Below are 17278 nucleotides of genomic sequence, written 5' to 3'. Positions count from 1 at the left end.
GCGGTGTGGAACTGGTCTCCACCTGCGGGGACGTGTCGGATGGATCTCAGCTGCCGGGTGCCGGCGCGCTCACCACGGGGCCGGGCGGTAGTCCTTGAGGAAGCAGCCGTACAGGTCCACCCCGGCCTCGCCCTGCACGATCGGGTCGTACACGCGGGCCGCCCCGTCGACGAGGTCGAGCGGGGCGTGGAAGCCCTCGTCGGCCAGGCGCAGCTTCGTGTGGTGGGGCCGTTCGTCGGTGATCCAGCCGGTGTCGACGGCGGTCATGAGGATCCCGTCGGCGCGCAGGTCCTCGGCGCTGGTGCGGGTGAGCATGTTCAGCGCGGCCTTGGCCATGTTGGTGTGCGGGTGCCCGGCGCCCTTGTACCGGCGCCCGCCGAACTGCCCCTCCATCGCCGAGACGTTCACCACGTACGTGCGGCGGGCCGGGGACGCCGCCAGGGCCGGTCGCAGGCGATTGACCAGGATGAACGGGGCCACGGAGTTGCACAACTGCACCTCGAGCAGTTCGAGCGGCTCGACCTCGCCGACCGTCTGCACCCAGCTGTTGGTGTGCACCAGGTCGGGCAGCAGGCCGCCGGCGTCGACCGCGACCCCGGCGGCGATCCGTGCGGGAGTCGCCGACCCGGCGACCAGCGCGAGCGAGGTGAGCGACTCGGCGGTCAGCTCGGACGGCAGCGACCCGGCCAGCGCGGCCGGATGGGCGTCCGAGGGTTTGCCGAAGGTGAGCACCTCCGGCAACGGACCCGCCGGCAACGGGCCGGACTCGGACTCGGCGAGGGCGGAGTACGCGCCGGGGGAGCGGCGCACGGTCTGCGCGGCGTTGTTGACGAGGATGTCCAGCGGGCCCTGCGCGGCCACGTCGTCCGCGAGCGCCACGACCTGGGCGGGGTCGCGCAGGTCGATGCCGACGATCCGCAGCCGGTGCAGCCAGTCGGGGCTGTCGTCCATGGCGGCGAAGCGGCGGATCGCGTCGTTCGGGAAGCGGGTCGTGATCGTCAGGTGGGCGCCGTCCCGCAGCAGCCGCAACGCGATGTACATGCCGATCTTGGCGCGGCCGCCGGTGAGCAGCGCCCGCCGTCCCGTCAGATCGGTACGGGCGTCCCGTTTCGCGTGGTTCTCCGCAGCGCAGCGCGGACACAGCTGGTGGTAGAACGCATCGACCCGGGTGTACTTGTCCTTGCACACGTAGCAGCCCCGCGGCCGGATCAGGGTGCCCGCGCTCGCCCCCGGTGCGTTCGAGCTCAGCGCGATCCCGGCTGTCTCGTCGTCGATGCGGGTGGGCGATCCGGTCGCCGTCGCCGCGAGCACCTGCCGGTCCGCGGCGACCTTGGCCCGGCGGGTCTCGTTGCGGCGCAACTGCTTGAGCTTTTTGAACATGCTCCCGACGGCGCGCTGCACCGTCACCGAATCCGGATGGTCGGCGTCGAGCTCGTCCACGAGGGACAGGACGCGGAGGCAGGTGGCGAGGTCGGCCGGGTCGATGCCCGACGCGTCGGTGTGCGAAGTCATGGGCCTGTTCGTCGTGTGGTGCGGTACCGACCGATGGTATCCGGCGGTGCGCGCGGGGCCGACCCCGCGGGACCTGTGGCCCTGCCCACGGCGCCCGAAACCTGGCAGGCTCGGGCCGGAAGGATCCCCGACCCCAGGAGACGACGATGACCGCACGGCGCCGCCCGAAGTTCCGCGACCTGTCCCCGTGGCAGCAGACGCTCGTTCTCACGCTCGCCTGCGTGCAGCTCTCGCTCGCGGCGACGGCATGGATCGATCTGGCGCGGCGCCCGGCGGACAAGGTCGCGGGCAGCAAGGCGAAGTGGGCTGCGATGATCGCCGTGAACTGGATCGGTCCGATCGCGTACTTCCGCCGCGGCCGGATCGGCTGAGCGGCTCCGGCGCCGCAACGGCGAAGGCCCCGAACCTGATCGGTTCGGGGCCTTCGCCGTCTGTCTCGACTCGGAGTGTCCGAGGGGGGACTTGAACCCCCACGTCCGTTAATAGGACACTAGCACCTCAAGCTAGCGCGTCTGCCATTCCGCCACTCGGACATGCTGATGCTCCCCGCTCCCGCGGGTGCCGTTTCAGCGTAACCCACCCGGGCGCGCGGTCCCAATCCGCTGGTCAGCGGCCCGCGTCCGGCCGCCCCGGCGTCCGGGGGGGAACGCTCCGGCGGTGCGCGCCGCCGGGCCCGACGGACGGCCGCGCGGCGCCGCAACGGCGAAGGCCCCGAACCTGATCGGTTCGGGGCCTTCGCCGTCTGTCTCAACTCAGAGTGTCCGAGGGGGGACTTGAACCCCCACGTCCGTTAATAGGACACTAGCACCTCAAGCTAGCGCGTCTGCCATTCCGCCACTCGGACCTGCTCCGCTCCCACTTCCGCGGGCGCTGTGAAAGAGTAACCCACCGCGTCGCGGCGCCCAAATCGCCCCGCCCACCTGCGTGTTTGCCGAGATCGATGGTAGACAGGGGACCGTGTCCACAACATCGAATCCCGCCCAGCCGGCCGGCGGATCCCGCGCCGAGGCCGAAGTCGTCGACCTGGTGTCGCAGCTGATCCGCTTCGACACCTCCAACACCGGAGACCTCGCCACCACCCGCGGCGAACGGGACTGCGCGATGTGGGTGGCGGCGCGGCTCGAGGAGGTCGGCTACACCACCGAATACGTCGAATCCGGGGCTCCCGGCCGGGGCAACGTGTTCGCCCGCCTGCCGGGTGCCGACCCGTCCCGGGGCGCACTGCTGCTGCACGGGCACCTCGACGTGGTCCCCGCCGAACCGGCCGACTGGAGCGTGCACCCCTTCTCCGGCGCCGTCGAGAACGGCTACGTCTGGGGTCGCGGCGCGGTCGACATGAAGGACATGGTCGGGATGATGCTGGCCGTCGCCCGCCGATTCAAGGCCGAGAACATCGTGCCGCCGCGCGACCTGGTCTTCGCGTTCCTCGCCGACGAGGAGGCCGGCGGCACCTACGGCAGCCACTGGCTCGTGCGGCACCGCCCCGACCTGTTCGACGGCATCACCGAGGCCGTCGGCGAGGTCGGCGGATTCTCCCTGACCGTGCCGCGCCGGGACGGCGGGGAGCGCCGCCTCTACCTCGTCGAGACCGCCGAGAAGGGCCTCGGCTGGATGCGGCTGACCGCCAAGGGCCGCGCCGGCCACGGCTCGTTCCTGCACGAGGACAACGCCGTCACCGCCCTCGCTCGGGCCGTCGCCCGGCTCGGCACCCACACCTTCCCGCTCGTGCTGACCGACTCCGTCGCCGAGTTCCTCGCCGCCGTCGCCGAGGAGACCGGACTCGACTTCGATCCAGCCTCGCCCGACCTCGACGGCACCCTCGCCAAACTCGGGTCCATCGCCCGCATCGTCGGCGCCACCCTGCGCGACACCGCCAACCCCACCATGCTCGACGCCGGGTACAAGGCGAACGTCATTCCCCAGACGGCGCAGGCCGTCGTCGACTGCCGCATCCTGCCGGGCCGGCGCGCCGAGTTCGAACGCACCGTCGACGAACTGATCGGCCCGGACGTCACCCGCGAGTGGATCACCGACCTCGACTCGTACGAGACCACATTCGACGGCGAACTCGTCGAGGCGATGAACGCGGCGATCCTGGCCCACGATCCCCTCGGCCGGACCGTGCCCTACATGCTCTCCGGCGGCACCGACGCGAAGGCCTTCGCCAAGCTCGGCATCCGCTGCTTCGGGTTCGCCCCGCTGCAGTTGCCCCCGGAGCTGGATTTCGCCGCGCTGTTCCACGGGGTGGACGAGCGTGTCCCGGTCGACGCGCTGCGTTTCGGCACCCGCGTCATGGAACACTTCCTGCTGCACGCCTGAGCACACCAGCACCCAGAGAAAGGACCGGTATGGCCCACGACCCGTACGCGCCGCTGCCCGACCTGCCCACGTTCGAGCTCACCAGCGAGGACATCACCGACGGTCGGCCGCTGAAGCCGGCACAGGCCAGCGGGATCTTCGGGGTTCCCGGCGGGCAGGACATCTCCCCGCAGCTGTCGTGGTCGGGCTTTCCCCCCGAGACCAAGAGCTTCGTCGTCACCGTGTTCGACCCCGACGCGCCGACCGCGTCCGGGTTCTGGCACTGGGCGGTGGCGAACATCCCGGCCTCGGTGACGTCGCTGCCCGCCGGCGCCGGCGACGACACCGGCTCCGGCCTGCCCGAGGGCGCGGTCACCCTGAAGAACGACGGCGGCCTGCACCGCTTCCTCGGCGCGGCCCCGCCGGCCGGGCACGGCCCGCACCGCTACATCGTGGCCGTGCACGCCCTCGACGTGGACAAGCTCGACGGGGTGGGCACCGGCTCGACGCCCGCGTTCCTCGGCTTCAACGTGTTCTCGCACGCGATCGCGCGCGCGACGCTGCACGGCACGTTCGAGCAGTAGACCGCGTTCCGCGGATCGCCTCCGCACCGGAATCGGACAGGCACACCCGTCCGGACGGGTGTGCCTGTCCGGACGGGCGTGTCCCGGCCCGCCGATCCGGGCTCGGCGGATCAGACGCGGGCGTCCGCGCCGACCGCCTCGGCGACCGAACCGAAGCCCGCGGCCCGCACCTTGCGGGCGAGGCCCTTGTGGATGCGGCGCGCCCAGAACGGGCCGCCGTAGATGAAACCGGTGTAGCCCTGCACCAGCGACGCGCCGGCGAGGATCCGCTCCCACGCCTGCTCGGCGGTCTCGACGCCGCCGACCGAGATCAGCACCAGCCGGTCACCGACCCGCGCGTGCAGCCGGCGCAGCACCTCGAGCGAGCGCTCCGCGACCGGCGGACCGGACAGGCCGCCGGCGCCGATCTCCGCGATCCGGGCCGGGTCGGTGCGCAGCCCGTCCCGCCGGATGGTGGTGTTGGTGGCGACGATGCCCGCCAGCCCGAGCTCGACGGCGAGGTCGGCCACCGCGTCGATGTCGGCGTCGGACAGGTCGGGGGCGATCTTCACCAGGACCGGCACGTGCACGGTGTCCAGCACCGCCGCGAGCAGCGGCCGCAGCGACTCGACCGCCTGCAGGTCCCGCAGCCCGGGCGTGTTGGGGGAGGAGACGTTGACGACGAGGAAGTCGGCGAGCGGGCCGAGCAGCCGCGCGCTGGCGGTGTAGTCGTCGGCGGCGTCTCCGGGCGCGACGATCTTGGTCTTGCCGATGTTCGCGCCGATGGGGACGGTGTGCACGCGGGTGCGCAGGCGGTTCGCGGCCTCCCCGGCCCCGTGGTTGTTGAAGCCCATCCGGTTGATCAGCGCCCGGTCCGCGGGCAGGCGGAACAGCCGGGGCGCCGGGTTGCCGGGCTGCGCCTGGGCGGTGACGGTGCCGATCTCGGCGAACCCGAAGCCGAGGGGGCCCCAGGCGTTCACCCCGGCGGCGTCCTTGTCGAAGCCGGCCGCAAGGCCGAGCGGGGCCGGGAACGTCACCCCGAACACCGTGTTGCGCAGCACCGGATCGTCGACGACGAGGATCTTCGCGATCAGCGCCCGCAGCGGCGGGACCCGGGTCGCGAGCCGCATCGCCGTGAACGCGATGTGGTGGATCCGCTCCGGCGGCAGCAGGAACAGCAGTCGAAGGAACAAGCGATACACGTAACACTCCCTGCAGGCCCGGGCGGTGCCCGGGGTCGGCGTCAACGAACGGTGGGTTCGGGAACGTGGTGGCCGGTCTTGCGGCGACGCAGCAGCACCCGGCGGCTGCCGTCGGGATACAGCCGCACCCGCGTCAGCTCCCAGCCGTGGAACTCGGCCTGGATGGCGAGCCGCAGCGACGCGCTGACCCGGGACACGTCGCGCGGCAGCCGCAGCGGCACGTACTCGTACTCGTCGTTGCTGGTGTCCCAGCCCACCGGCAGCCGGGTCCACCGGCCGCCCACCTCGCGTGCCCCTGCCATCACACACCCCCGATCGGGATCCGCTGCAGTCCGTCCCCGGTCGCGGACCCGATCACCAGGACCGCGTCGGTGGCGTCGACCGCCACCGAGTTCGGTTGCCGCACCGTCGCGTACCGGCCCCGCTCCTGCGGAATCCCGGTCGACAGATCGTAGCCGATGACCTCGTTGCTGCCGGTCGAGGTGACCCACACGAGATCGTTCGCGGTGTCGTAGGCGACGCCGTACGGGGCGTTCGGCACCGGGTAACGCTGGCGCAGCACCAGCGGGTCGAGGGTGTACACATGCAGTTCCCCGCCGCGGGTGTCGGTCACCAGCACCCGGCCGAACGGATCGGTGGTCAGCTGCGTGGCGCCTTCCCCGGCGCGCAACGCCAGCCCCAGATCACCCTCGGCGACGTCGACCTCGGTCAGCGAGGTCTGGCGACGGTCCAGGGCGGCGAGCGACGTGCCCACCGCGGCGAGCGCGTCGACCGAGGCCAGGCCGGGGACGGTCTGCGTCGCACCAGACGGGTCGACGACGTGGGTGACACCGTCGGCGGTGCCCACGGCGAGGCGGCCGTCCGCCAGCACGGCCGCGGCGCGGGCGTCGCCGTCGACCGGCACCTCGGCGACGGTGCCCGCCCGCACATCCACCCGCGCGACGACTCCGGGACCGGGGGCCAGGACCTCGCCGTCGGCCCCGGGAACCACGGTCACGGCCGCGGCTGGCAGCGCGACCTCGCGGGGCGTCGCGGCCGGATCGGCGGCCCCGAGCAGCAGTAGCCGCGACCCGTCGTCGGTGAGCGCGGCGACCGTACTCGTGCCAGGATCGACGGTGAGGGCGTCGACGGCACGGCCCAGCGCCTGCACCGTTCCCGCCGGCGGGACGGCCGGCGCCGGAGCCACGGCCGGCGTGGCCGCGTCGATGGTGGGCAGGTTGTCGCCGCTGTTCGAGGAGGAACACCCGGTGACCAGCGCCAACGCGAACCCCACCGCCGCGGCGGCGCCACGTGCTGCCGGTCTGCCCATCGTCTCGCTCCTCGTACTCGTCCACGGTCGGTCCGGGGCGGCACCGTCGCCGGCCCCGCACCCGACCCCCAGTGTTCCTGATCGCCGCGGCGCCGCCGCAGGCGCCTCGCCCGCCCTCCACCCCGCGAGGAGACCGATGTGACCTGGCCCACCGGCTCGGCCGACGTGCCCGCCGACGGCTTCGCCGTCGAATACGTCAGCCCGGGCGTCCACGCGCACGGGTTCGGTCGCACCGACGAGGGACAGCCGTTCTCGTTCCGGGTGCGCCGCAAGACGCTGCGGGTGGAGGTGTACCGGCCCGCGGGCCGTGTCGCCGTCCCCACCGCGGCGGACGTGATCGCCCGGGCCCGGGCGTCGGTCGCGGAGATCGACCTCGCCGACGAACGCAGCGTGGTGGCGGCGGTGCGGGACACCGTCGCGCGCGCCCGGCCGTGCCGGTCACCGACGCTGCTCGACCGCGTGCTCGGGATGCTGCCGGGCCGCTGACCCCGCCGCACCCGCCTCGCGGTGCCGCGGCGGCCGGTGCGGCAGCACCAGCGGTGCGCCGGTCTCGGGATGGGCGTGGACCCGCACCGGGTAGTCGTACACGCGGGTGAGCAGCTCGCCGGTCAGCACCTGCGCGGGCGGGCCGTCGGCGGCGACGCGGCCCCGTTCGAGCACGCAGATCCGGTCGGCGTACGCCGCGGCCAGGTCCAGGTCGTGCAGCACCACCACGACGGCGGTGCCCGCGTCGGCGCGGGCCCGCACCACCTGCATCACCGTCTCCTGATGGCCCAGATCGAGCGCGGCGGTGGGCTCGTCGAGCAGCAGCGTCTCGGTGTCCTGGGCCAGTACCCGCGCCAGCGCCACCCGGGCCCGTTCGCCGCCGGAGAGCGCGGGGAACGGCCGGTGCGCCAGGTGCGTGACGTCGGCCTCGGTCAGCGCGGCTGCCACCAGGGCGTCGTCGTCCCGGCTGCGCCCGGTGCGCGCCCACGCCGCGCGACCCATCCGCACCACCTCCAGCGCGGTGAACGCGAAGCCGACGGCGTGCTGCTGCGGCAGCACCGCCCGTCGACGTGCCAGGGCGGCGGCCGAGAACTCCGCCAGCGGGCGGTCGCCGACCGCCACGCGGCCCGCGGCGACGGGATGGTCGCCGGCGAGCGCGGCCAGCAGGGTGGACTTGCCGGCGCCGTTGGGGCCGACGAGCGCGAGCACCTCCCCGACCCGCACCTCGAGGTCGACGCCGTCGAGGACGACGCGGTCCCCGCGGCGGACCCGCACCCCGGCGGCGCGCAGCGTCACCGCGCCGCGGCCGGCACGGGCCGGCACGTGCCGGTCCGGCCACGGCAGGCGCGGGCTCACGCCCAGCCTCCCTGGCGCGCCCGGGTGCGGCGCAGCATCCAGAAGAACACCGGGCCGCCGACCAGCGAGGTCAGCATGCCCAGCGGCAGGTCCGCGTTCTCCACCAGGGTGCGGGCGCCGAGGTCCGCGGCCAGCAGCACCACCGCGCCGCACAGCGCGGCGGCGGGGATCAGCACGCGGTGCGCGGGCCCGAGCGCGATCCGCATCAGGTGCGGCACCACGAGGCCGACGAACAGGATGATGCCGGTGAACGCGACCCCGGAGCACACCAGCACGGCGACGATCACGATGGCGGCCTGCCGCACCCGTTCGACGTCGACACCGAGATGCCGCGCGACGTGCTCGCCGAGGGCGAGCAGGTCCAGCTTCGGGGCGAGCACGACGGCCGCCGCGATCCCGCCCAGCGCCAGCGGCGCGACCACCGCCACGACGTCCCACGTGGCCCCGCCCAGGCTGCCGAGCTGCCAGAAGACGATCTGGTCGCGGGCGGCGGGGGTGGCGACGAAGGTGAACAGGGCGATCAGGCCGCCGGTGAACGCGTTGACCGCCACGCCGGTGAGGATGACCGTCACCACCTCGGTGCGGCCCTCGGAACGCGAGAGCACGTACACCAGGCTCGTGGTCAGCAGACCGGTGGCGAACGCGGCGCCGGCCAGGGCCCATCCGGCGGTGAACGCGCCGCCGAGCACGATCGCGGCGCACGCGCCGACGGCGGCGCCCGCGGACACGCCGATCACGCCGGGCTCGGCCAGCGGGTTGGCGAACACCCCCTGCAACAGGGCCCCCGCGCAGCCCAGCGACGCGCCGACCAGGACGGCCAGCACCACCCGCGGGAACCGCACCTCCCACAGCGTGACCTCCCCGGCCGGGTGGGCGGGCAGCGGCCCCAGGTCGAGCCCGGCGCGGTGCAGCACGCTGCCGATCACCTCGGCCGGCGACGTGGGCACCTGCCCGAGGCACGCCGAGAGCACCGCCAGCACCAGCAGCGCGACCGTCAGGCCCGCGACCACCGCGGCGGTCCGGCCGCGGTGCGCGGCGGGCAGCCGGGCGGGCGCGGCGGTGTCGACGGCGCTCATGCCGGCGCGGCGGGGTAGAGCGCAGCGGCGAGCGCGGCGAGCACCCGCCCGGTGTCCGGGCCGAAGCTCAGCAGCACCGAGTCGGCCATGTCGACGACGTTGCCGTCGCGCCCGGCGGGGGTCTGCGCGACGCCGGGCAGCTGGGCGAGCCCCGCGGGTCCGCCGACGGAGGCGAGGCTCTCGGTCATGATCAAGATCACATCGGGGGCGGACGCGATCATCGCCTCGCTGGTGATCGGGGTGAACTCGGAGGTCAAGCCGGCGACGGTGCCCGCGTCGCGGCCACCGAGGGCCTCGACGAGCGCGTCGGCGCCCGACCCGGGACCGCCGAGCATCTTGATCGCCGACCCGCGCAGGTACAGGAACGCCACGGTCGGGCGGTCGCCGTCGTCCGGCACGGCCGCGCGGGCCGCGGCGATCTCGTCGTCGGTGCGCTGGGCCAGGGCCTCACCCGCCGCGGGCACGCCGAGGGCCCGGGCCACGAAACGGATCTGCTCGCCGACCGTCGCCAGCGTGCGGCGCGGGTCGACGAACACCACCGGCACGCCCGCGGCCCGAAGCTGCTCCTGCACCGCCAGCGGGCCGACCGACGTGTCGGTCAGCACCACCGTCGGGGCCAGGGCCAGGATCGCCTCGGCCGAGAGCCCGTGCCCACCGGGGGTGACATTGGGCACCTGCTCGACGGCGGGGAAACCCGCCGTCGACCGCCCCACCAGCCGGTCCCCCAGACCGAGGGCGAACACGGTCTGCGCGAGGGTGCCCGACCGATCGGCGGTGACGATGCGGGCGACGTCGGTGACGGTGACCTCGGCGCCGTCGACGCTGCGGACCGTCACCGGCAGCGCCGGGGCGGGAGCCTCGGTGATCGGCCGCGGGTTCGGGTCGTCCACCACCGCGGTGCGCGCCCCGGTCCCGGCACCCCCGGTCGGGGCGGCCGAACAGCCGGCGACGAGCGCGACGAGCGCGAGCGCCGCGGCGAGGAACGCGAAGAGGCCGCGCCGCGTCATGGCAGGGGAGGGGTCGTGCGGTACCGATCGAGGTCGGCGGCCAGGTCGGCGAACAGGTCGCCGTTGAGCCCGAACACGAGGTTGGCCTCGTCGATCACCGTGCGCTGCTGCACCTCGTCGAGCGGCGCCGCGTCCAGCTTCGCCCGGTAGGCGTCCTTGAACGGTTTGGGCTTGGGAATGTCGTCGAAGATGTAGAACCGCAGCCCGTCCCGGTCGAACCCGTAGGCCCGCTCGAGCATGCGCCGGATGATCTGGCCGCCGGACAGGTCCCCCAGATACCGCAGGTAGTGGTGGGCCAGGAACACCTCCGGCCGCGCCGCGGCCACCCGCTCGAGCCGCGCGACGTACCGCTCGGCCGCGGGCAGCGGCGCGATCGTCTCCCGCCACCGCGGGCCGAGCAGGAACGTCAGATCCGCCTCGAGCGCCGGGGTGCGCAGCAACGCGTCGTCCAGGAAGGGCCCGGCGATCGGGTCGCCGGCGTGGCCCCGGCCCACCCGCTCGAGCGCCTCGTAGACGAACCACGACTGGGCGAGCAGCGCCGCGTAGCCCTCCCGGGTGAGCCGGCCGGCCAGCAGTTCGGTGACGAACTGCGCGTTCTCGGTATCGCTGTGCGCCTGCGCCGTCTCGCGCCGGAGCCGTTCCGCGAACCCCGTGACCTCGATCGCGGTCATCGACCGGTTCCTCCTCGTGCCCGACGTCCACCGTCGGCGCACCCACGCCGACCTAGAAGACAGGCTAACCTGACCCGGCGGCGGATCCGGGGGGCGACGTGTCCGAGGTCACGCACTGACGTCGTCGAGCGCGGCCGCGATCGCGGCCGGCAACTCCAGCTCCTCGGCCACCAGCACCCCGGTCAGCTGCGCCAGATCCCGCGCGCCGACCACCGTGGACGCCACCGCCGGCCGGTCCCGCACCCACGCCAGCGCCACCGCCAGCGGCGACGTCCCGAGCCCGTCCGCGGCCGTCGCCACCGCCTCGACCACCCGCGCCGCCGGCTCGGTCAGATAGCTGCGCACCTCCTCGGTGTGCACGTCGTCGGCGCCGCGCGAGTCCGCCGGGATGCCGTCGCGGTACTTGCCCGTCAACACCCCGCCCGCCAGCGGCACCGCCGCGAACACCCCCACCCCGTGGTGCAGCGCCGCCGGGATCAGCTCCTCCTCGACCCCGCGCGCGAGCAGCGAGTACTCCACCTGCGTCGCCACCAGCGGCGCGTGGCGCGTCGCCACCGCCGCGGCCGTCGCCAGCTGCCAGCCCAGGTACCCACGCACCCCCACGTACCGGGCCCGGCCGCTGGTCACCGCGAACTCCAGCGCCGCCGCGACCTCGTCGACCGGCGTCCGCGGATCCCACGTCGCCACCTGCCACAGGTCCAGGTGGTCGGTGCCCAGCTCCCGCAACGTGCGGTCCAGCTGCGTGAGCAGGCCCGCACGGGAACAGTCCACCCGGCCCGCCCCGACCTTCGAGGTGTCGATGCCCGAGCTGCCGGACACCACCAGCTGATCCCGCGGCACCACGTCGTCGAGCAGCTCCGCCAGGATCCGCTGTGCCACCCCGTCGCCGTAGGCGGGGGACGTGTCGACCAGGGTGCCGCCGGCGTCGACGAACGCCGACAGCTGCGCCGCCGCCTCGTCCCCGTCCGTGCCGCGTCCCCAGCTCAGGGTGCCCAGACCGAGCCGCGAGACCCGCAGCCCGCTCGCACCCACCGTTCTGTGTTCCATATCCGCCCGCGCCTCGTGACCATCCGACCGACGGGGCCGATCCGCCGCAGCCGCGACCGCCGCCCCTGACCCAGCACCCTAGTGCCGCGAGGCCGCGAAAACCGTTCCGCCGCGCCGCGTACCCTCGCCCAGGTGAAAATCGACCCCACCCCCGGCGACCGTCCCCACGATCACCCGGAGGTCGCCGCGTGATCGGCGAATCCATGACCTGGCTCCAGACCCTCGTCCTCGGCCTCGTGCAGGGTCTGACCGAGTTCCTCCCGATCTCGTCCTCCGGCCACCTGCGGATCGTCTCGGAGATCTTCTTCGGCACCGACGCCGGCGCGTCCTTCACCGCCGTCACCCAGCTCGGCACCGAGGCGGCCGTCCTGGTCTTCTTCGGCAAGGACATCGTCCGCATCGTCGCCGCGTGGTTCCGTGGCCTCGCCCACCGCGAACACCGCAGCGACCTCGACTACCGCATGGGCTGGTACGTGATCGTCGGCACCATCCCCGTCGGCGTCCTCGGATTCCTGTTCAAGGACCAGATCCGCACCGGCGCCCGCAACCTGTGGCTCATCGCCACCATGCTCATCGTGTTCGCCCTCGTCATCGCCGCCGCCGAACGCTACGGCCGCAAGACCCGCAAGCTCGACGAACTCACCCTCCGCGACGGCATCCTCATGGGCAGCGCGCAGGCGCTGGCCCTGATCCCCGGGGTGTCCCGCTCCGGCGGCACCATCAGCGCCGGCCTGTTCCTCGGCCTGACCCGCGAGGCCGCCGCCCGGTACTCGTTCCTGCTCGCCATCCCCGCCGTCGTCGCCTCCGGCCTGTTCAGCCTCCCGGACGCGTTCGAACCCGCCGGGGAGGGCCTCAACGCCTCCGGCGCCCAGCTGTTCGTCGCCACCGCCGTCGCATTCGCCGTCGGCTACGCCTCGATCGCCTGGTTGCTCAGGTTCGTCGTCAACCACTCGATGTACTGGTTCGTCGGCTACCGCATCGCCCTCGGCGCCGTCGTCCTGGCCCTGCTCGCCACCGGCACCATCTCGGCCACCTGACCCCGGGACCCACGCCGGGCCCGCTCGTCGGGCGCCCGGCCCATTAGGCTGGCTTCATGACGGTCATCCTGCTGCGGCACGGGCGCTCGACGGCGAACACCTCCCGGGTCCTCGCCGGCCGCACCCCCGGCGTCGAACTCGACGAGATGGGCCACATCCAGGCCAAGGGCCTCGTCGACCGGCTCGCCGGCCTCACCATCGCCGAGATCGTGCACTCGCCGCTGCTGCGCTGCCGCCAGACGGTGACCCCCCTCGCCGCCGACCGCGGCCTGACCCCCCTCGTCGACGACCGCCTCGTCGAGGTGGACTACGGGCAGTGGACCGGCCGCGAACTCGGTGACCTGCTGAAGGAACCGCTGTGGAAGGTGGTCCAGCAGCACGCCTCCGCCGCGGTGTTCCCCGACGGCGAAGGCCTCGCACAGGTCCAGGCCCGCGCCGTCACCGCCGTCCGCGAACACGACGGCCGCCTCGCCGCCGCCCACGGCGGCGACGTCGTCTGGATCGCCTGCACCCACGGCGACGTCATCAAGGCCGTCCTCGCCGACGCGCTCGGCACGCACCTCGACGGCTATCAGCGCATCGTCGCCGAGCCCGCCTCCCTCAGCGTCGTCCGCTACACCGAGACCCGCCCGTTCGTGCTGCGCGTCAACGACACCGGCTCGGACCTGTCCGGGCTCGCGCCGCCGGCGCAACCGGCGCCCGTGCCGGGCGGGGAGGTCGGTCCCCGCGGCGGATAATGGGAGAGCGACACCGGATGGATTCGACAACGAGGAGGTGCGATGGCCCGCGCGATACATGTCTTCCGGACCCCGGACCGGTTCGTCGCCGGCACCGTCGGTGAACCCGGCGACCGGGTGTTCTATCTGCAGGCCGTGCACGCCTCCCGGGTGGTGAGCGTGATGCTCGAGAAGCAGCAGGTGCAGATCCTCGCCGACCGCATGGGCCTGCTGCTCGAGGAGGTGCACCGCCGCTTCGGCACGGACCTGCCCGAGGACGCGGACGTCGACATCAGTCCGCTCGTCACCCCCATCGACGCGGAGTTCCGCGTCGGGACCATGGGCCTGGGCTGGGACGCCGACAGCGGCAACGTCGTCGTCGAGCTGCTCGCCGTCACCGAGACCGAAGTCGACGAGTCCGTCGTCCTCGACGACGCCGAGGAGGGCCCGGACGCGGTCCGCGTCTTCCTCACCCCCCAGCAGGCCCGCGAATTCGCCGCCCGGTCCGAACTCGTCGTCGCCGCCGGCCGCACCCCGTGCCCGCTGTGCGGCGAACCGGTCGGCGGCGGCCACATCTGCGTACGCACCAACGGGTACCTGCGCACCGAGGGCTTCGACCCCGCCGCCTGGCTCGGCGAGGAGACCTGAGCCGGTGGGCAGCCCCGACGTCCGCACCGTGCTCACCGACGGCGAACTCACCGTGGTCGGCCGCGTCGTGCACGCCAGCAACGCCACCCTGGTGTGCGACGCCACCCTCGACGCGACCACCGTGCGCTGCGTGTACAAGCCCGTCCGCGGCGAACGGCCCCTGTGGGACTTCCCCGACGGCACCCTCGCCGGCCGGGAGGTGGCCTCCTACCTCGTCTCCGAGGCCCTCGGCTGGGGCGTCATCCCCACCACCGTGCTGCGCGAGGGACCCTTCGGGACCGGCATGGTGCAGCGGTGGATCGACACCCCCGACCCCGCCGACCCGCCCGGCCGCCTCGACCTGGTCGACCTGTGCCCGATCGACGCCGTCCCGCCCGGCTGGCTGCCCGTCCTGCGCGCCCGCGATCTCGACGGCACCGACGTCGTCCTCGTCCACGCCGACGACCCGCGACTGCAGCGCATGGCCGTGCTCGACGTGATCCTCAACAACGCCGACCGCAAGGGCGGGCACGCCCTCGAGGGCGTCGACGGCGGCGTGTACGGCGTCGACCACGGCATCTGCCTGCATCGGGAGAACAAGCTGCGCACCGTGCTGTGGGGCTGGGCCGGCAGCCAGGTCGACCCGTCGCTGCTCGTCGACCTGGACAAACTCGCCCGCGAACTCGACGGCGAACTCGGGCAGCGGCTGGGCACCCACATCACCGCCGGCGAGGTCGCCGCCCTGCGGGGCCGCGTCGGCGCCCTGCTCCGCCGCCCCGTCATGCCCCGCCCGGTCGGAGAGCGGCGCATCCCCTGGCCGGCGTTCTGAGGACCCGGCCTCCGTCCGGAGCCGCCCGCGCCCTCTACTAGGCTCGTGCGCATGCTGTCATGGTCCGACATCGCGCTCCCGTCCGTCCCCGGTCAGGGCCCCCCGCTCCGGCTGTACGACACCGCCGATCGCGCGGTCCGCCCCGTCACCCCGGGCCCCACGGCCACGATGTACGTCTGCGGCATTACCCCCTACGACGCCACCCACCTCGGTCACGCCGCCACCTACCTCGCCTTCGACCTGGTCCACCGCGTGTGGCGCGACGCCGGCCACGACGTGCACTACGTCCAGAACGTCACCGACGTCGACGACCCGCTGTTCGAACGGGCCGCCCGCGACGGCGAAGACTGGATCGTCCTCGGCATGCGCGAGACCGCCCTGTTCCGCGAGGACATGGAGGCGCTGCGCGTCCTGCCGCCCCGCGACTACATCGGCGCCGTCGAATCCGTCGGCGAGGTCGTCGAACTGGTCGAGAAACTCGTCGCCTCCGGCGCCGCGTACATCGTCGACGACGCCGAATACCCCGACGTGTACTTCCGCGCCGACGCCACCGAGCAGTTCGGCTACGAATCCGGCTACGACCGCGCCACCATGGAGCACTTCTTCGCCGAACGCGGCGGCGACCCCGACCGGCCCGGCAAGCGCGACCCGCTCGACGCCCTGCTCTGGCGCGCGCAGCGGCCCGGCGAACCGGCCTGGCCGTCCCCGTTCGGCGACGGCCGCCCCGGCTGGCACATCGAATGCGCCGCCATCGCCCTCAACCGCATCGGCAGCGGCTTCGACGTCCAGGGCGGCGGCAGCGACCTGATCTTCCCCCACCACGAATTCTCCGCTGCCCACGCCGAGGCAGTCACCGGCGACCGCCGCTTCGCCCGGCACTACGTGCACACCGGGATGATCGGCCTCGACGGCGAGAAGATGTCCAAGTCCCGCGGCAACCTCGTGTTCGTCTCCAAGCTCCGCGGCCAGGGCGTCGACCCCGCCGCCCTCCGCCTGGGCCTGCTCGCCGGGCACTACCGCACCGACCGCGCCTGGACCGATCAGGTCCTCGCCGACGCCCAGGCCCGCCTCGCCCTGTGGCGCGACGCCGCGGCCCTGGGCTCGGCCCAGTCCGCCGACGACACCATCGCGCGGCTGCGTCAGCACCTCGCCGACGACCTCGACACCCCCAAGGCCCTCGACGCCCTCGACGCCTGGGCCCGCTTCGCCGTCGACCGCGGCGGCGACGACACCTCCGCGCCCGTCGCGTTCGCGAACGCCGTCGACGCCCTGCTCGGCATCCCGCTGCGCTGAAGCTGGTTTGTCGAACGTGCACATTTCGTCACGACAGGCCAAGGCAGATGTGCACTTTCGACTCATAGTGTGGAGCGTGCCGGTCCAGGAGTGCGTCGCTGCGGCCCGATAGGTTCAGGAAGGTTGTTGCGATGTGACGGCGGATCCATCGGAACGACCACGGCGAATGGACGCTTCTTCCGCGTCACGCATTACTCGCACGCAGCATTCGGTGCGTGCGGTCGTGGGCGGAGCGAGGTTCGGCGCGCCTGCGTGCGCTCGGAACTCCGAGGGGTGTTACCGGCCGCTCGAATCCGGTGCGGCGGCAAGGGCGGCGAACCGCTCTGCCGAGTTCGTCGTCGGGAAGCCAGCCGTACTCGTCGCAATTGCCACAGGTAGGTGGAAGTTTCGGTCGTGGTAGATGCAGTTCCTGCCAGGTCGGGATCCACGCCGCCGCTGAGCGGGCTGGATCGTGTGGTCGATGGCGTTCGATCCCGCACCGAGGCACCCCGACCCAGTGGCGGAGCGTGACCACACCGGCGCCGTCGCCTCAACCACAGCCGACACCGAACATGGCGAGGGCACCTATCTCGATCCGACCGGCACCGACGCCGACGCCGCAGAGGCCAGCGCCGTGCTGGCCGACGCCGGCACAGTGCTTCGGGTGCACTGAGCCCGGCGGCAGCCGCCAGCGCCGCAGTGCGGCATCTTGCGCCAGCCAACCGTCGCGGTGTCGACGAACCGATGCGGTTCGTCGGCGACCTACCCCGC

19 protein-coding genes and 2 tRNA genes are annotated in these 17278 nt (G+C 73.4%); 10 read left to right on the top strand and 11 right to left on the bottom strand.

Translation table 11 applies throughout. From position 1 onward, the window contains the following. Positions 1-69: 69 nt before the first annotated feature. Positions 70-1512 (bottom strand): SDR family oxidoreductase, encoded by a 1443-nt coding sequence (locus JYA75_RS18360; protein ID WP_006939337.1) that lies wholly within the window; start codon positions 1510-1512, stop codon positions 70-72. A gap of 146 nt (positions 1513-1658) precedes the next feature. Between JYA75_RS18360 and JYA75_RS18355 the strand changes: the two genes are divergently transcribed. Continuing rightward, positions 1659-1883: a PLDc N-terminal domain-containing protein gene (locus tag JYA75_RS18355; protein WP_006939339.1), complete on the top strand. Its 225-nt coding sequence runs from the start codon at positions 1659-1661 to the stop codon at positions 1881-1883. 76 nt (positions 1884-1959) lie between these two features. Here the strand turns inward: JYA75_RS18355 and JYA75_RS18350 are convergent. Together JYA75_RS18350 and JYA75_RS18345 are read right to left on the bottom strand one after the other, a co-directional pair. Further along, positions 1960-2045: transfer RNA gene (locus tag JYA75_RS18350), tRNA-Leu, on the bottom strand. A gap of 225 nt (positions 2046-2270) precedes the next feature. Further along, positions 2271-2356 (bottom strand) — tRNA-Leu (locus JYA75_RS18345). Between the two features lie 113 nt (positions 2357-2469). Here JYA75_RS18345 and JYA75_RS18340 point away from each other — a divergent pair. Both JYA75_RS18340 and JYA75_RS18335 read left to right on the top strand, forming a co-directional pair. Beyond that, the gene (locus tag JYA75_RS18340; protein ID WP_050035234.1) at positions 2470-3831 is read left to right on the top strand and encodes a M20/M25/M40 family metallo-hydrolase; all 1362 of its coding nucleotides are present in this window, start codon (positions 2470-2472) and stop codon (positions 3829-3831) included. A gap of 29 nt (positions 3832-3860) precedes the next feature. Next, positions 3861-4394 (top strand): YbhB/YbcL family Raf kinase inhibitor-like protein, encoded by a 534-nt coding sequence (locus JYA75_RS18335; RefSeq protein WP_006939343.1) that lies wholly within the window; start codon positions 3861-3863, stop codon positions 4392-4394. A gap of 110 nt (positions 4395-4504) precedes the next feature. Here JYA75_RS18335 and JYA75_RS18330 read toward each other — a convergent pair whose 3' ends face one another. From JYA75_RS18330 to JYA75_RS18320, 3 genes are read right to left on the bottom strand one after another with little or no spacing between them, the layout of a single operon-like run. Continuing rightward, positions 4505-5575: a quinone-dependent dihydroorotate dehydrogenase gene (locus tag JYA75_RS18330; protein ID WP_050035235.1), complete on the bottom strand. Its 1071-nt coding sequence runs from the start codon at positions 5573-5575 to the stop codon at positions 4505-4507. A gap of 41 nt (positions 5576-5616) precedes the next feature. After that, complete coding sequence (locus JYA75_RS18325) at positions 5617-5877, bottom strand: DUF5703 family protein (protein ID WP_006939347.1); 261 nt, start codon at positions 5875-5877, stop codon at positions 5617-5619. Next, positions 5877-6884 (bottom strand): hypothetical protein, encoded by a 1008-nt coding sequence (locus JYA75_RS18320; protein WP_050035236.1) that lies wholly within the window; start codon positions 6882-6884, stop codon positions 5877-5879. Before JYA75_RS18320 ends, JYA75_RS18325 begins: the two co-directional genes overlap by 1 nt. A 138-nt stretch (positions 6885-7022) precedes the next feature. Between JYA75_RS18320 and JYA75_RS18315 the strand changes: the two genes are divergently transcribed. Further along, positions 7023-7370, top strand: a complete 348-nt coding sequence (locus JYA75_RS18315) for a hypothetical protein (RefSeq protein WP_050035237.1) — start codon at positions 7023-7025, stop codon at positions 7368-7370. Here JYA75_RS18315 and JYA75_RS18310 read toward each other — a convergent pair. The 5 genes from JYA75_RS18310 to JYA75_RS18290 all read right to left on the bottom strand — a co-directional run bounded on the left by JYA75_RS18310 (position 7323) and on the right by JYA75_RS18290 (position 12026). Further along, a complete protein-coding gene (locus JYA75_RS18310) occupies positions 7323-8225 on the bottom strand; it encodes a heme ABC transporter ATP-binding protein (protein ID WP_239010467.1) in 903 nt (300 codons plus the stop codon). The genes JYA75_RS18315 and JYA75_RS18310 overlap by 48 nt on opposite strands. After that, positions 8222-9301 (bottom strand): iron ABC transporter permease, encoded by a 1080-nt coding sequence (locus tag JYA75_RS18305; RefSeq protein ID WP_185712752.1) that lies wholly within the window; start codon positions 9299-9301, stop codon positions 8222-8224. Before JYA75_RS18305 ends, JYA75_RS18310 begins: the two co-directional genes overlap by 4 nt. Further along, complete coding sequence (locus JYA75_RS18300) at positions 9298-10308, bottom strand: ABC transporter substrate-binding protein (protein WP_006939356.1); 1011 nt, start codon at positions 10306-10308, stop codon at positions 9298-9300. Before JYA75_RS18300 ends, JYA75_RS18305 begins: the two co-directional genes overlap by 4 nt. After that, positions 10305-10979 carry a biliverdin-producing heme oxygenase gene (locus tag JYA75_RS18295; RefSeq protein ID WP_006939358.1) on the bottom strand — a complete coding sequence of 225 codons (675 nt, stop codon included), beginning with the start codon at positions 10977-10979 and terminating at the stop codon, positions 10305-10307. Before JYA75_RS18295 ends, JYA75_RS18300 begins: the two co-directional genes overlap by 4 nt. A gap of 108 nt (positions 10980-11087) precedes the next feature. Next, positions 11088-12026 carry an aldo/keto reductase gene (locus JYA75_RS18290; RefSeq protein ID WP_029543698.1) on the bottom strand — a complete coding sequence of 313 codons (939 nt, stop codon included), beginning with the start codon at positions 12024-12026 and terminating at the stop codon, positions 11088-11090. Positions 12027-12217: 191 nt separating this feature from the next. Here JYA75_RS18290 and JYA75_RS18285 point away from each other — a divergent pair, with 191 nt between their 5' ends. The 6 genes from JYA75_RS18285 (at position 12218) to JYA75_RS18260 (ending at position 17180) form a co-directional block, all read left to right on the top strand. Further along, a complete protein-coding gene (locus JYA75_RS18285; RefSeq protein ID WP_170914091.1) occupies positions 12218-13063 on the top strand; it encodes an undecaprenyl-diphosphate phosphatase in 846 nt (281 codons plus the stop codon). Between the two features lie 56 nt (positions 13064-13119). Further along, positions 13120-13800 carry a histidine phosphatase family protein gene (locus JYA75_RS18280; protein WP_006939362.1) on the top strand — a complete coding sequence of 227 codons (681 nt, stop codon included), beginning with the start codon at positions 13120-13122 and terminating at the stop codon, positions 13798-13800. Positions 13801-13842: 42 nt separating this feature from the next. Then, positions 13843-14427 (top strand): DUF3090 domain-containing protein, encoded by a 585-nt coding sequence (locus JYA75_RS18275; protein WP_006939363.1) that lies wholly within the window; start codon positions 13843-13845, stop codon positions 14425-14427. Positions 14428-14431: 4 nt separating this feature from the next. Next, entirely contained in the window at positions 14432-15235 is an 804-nt protein-coding gene (locus JYA75_RS18270) for an SCO1664 family protein (protein WP_050035239.1), read from the top strand. Positions 15236-15286: 51 nt separating this feature from the next. After that, a complete protein-coding gene (gene mshC, locus JYA75_RS18265; RefSeq protein WP_006939365.1) occupies positions 15287-16528 on the top strand; it encodes a cysteine--1-D-myo-inosityl 2-amino-2-deoxy-alpha-D-glucopyranoside ligase in 1242 nt (413 codons plus the stop codon). A 460-nt stretch (positions 16529-16988) separates the two neighbouring features. Further along, the gene (locus tag JYA75_RS18260) at positions 16989-17180 is read left to right on the top strand and encodes a hypothetical protein (protein ID WP_158507569.1); all 192 of its coding nucleotides are present in this window, start codon (positions 16989-16991) and stop codon (positions 17178-17180) included. Positions 17181-17278: the final 98 nt, after the last annotated feature.

The sequence above is a fragment of the Rhodococcus sp. PSBB066 genome (genome assembly GCF_017068255.1).
Classification (GTDB): Bacteria; Actinomycetota; Actinomycetes; order Mycobacteriales; family Mycobacteriaceae; genus Rhodococcus; species Rhodococcus aetherivorans.
Note: the sequence above shows the minus strand (reverse complement) of the source record. Positions and strands in the feature narration are given on the sequence as shown.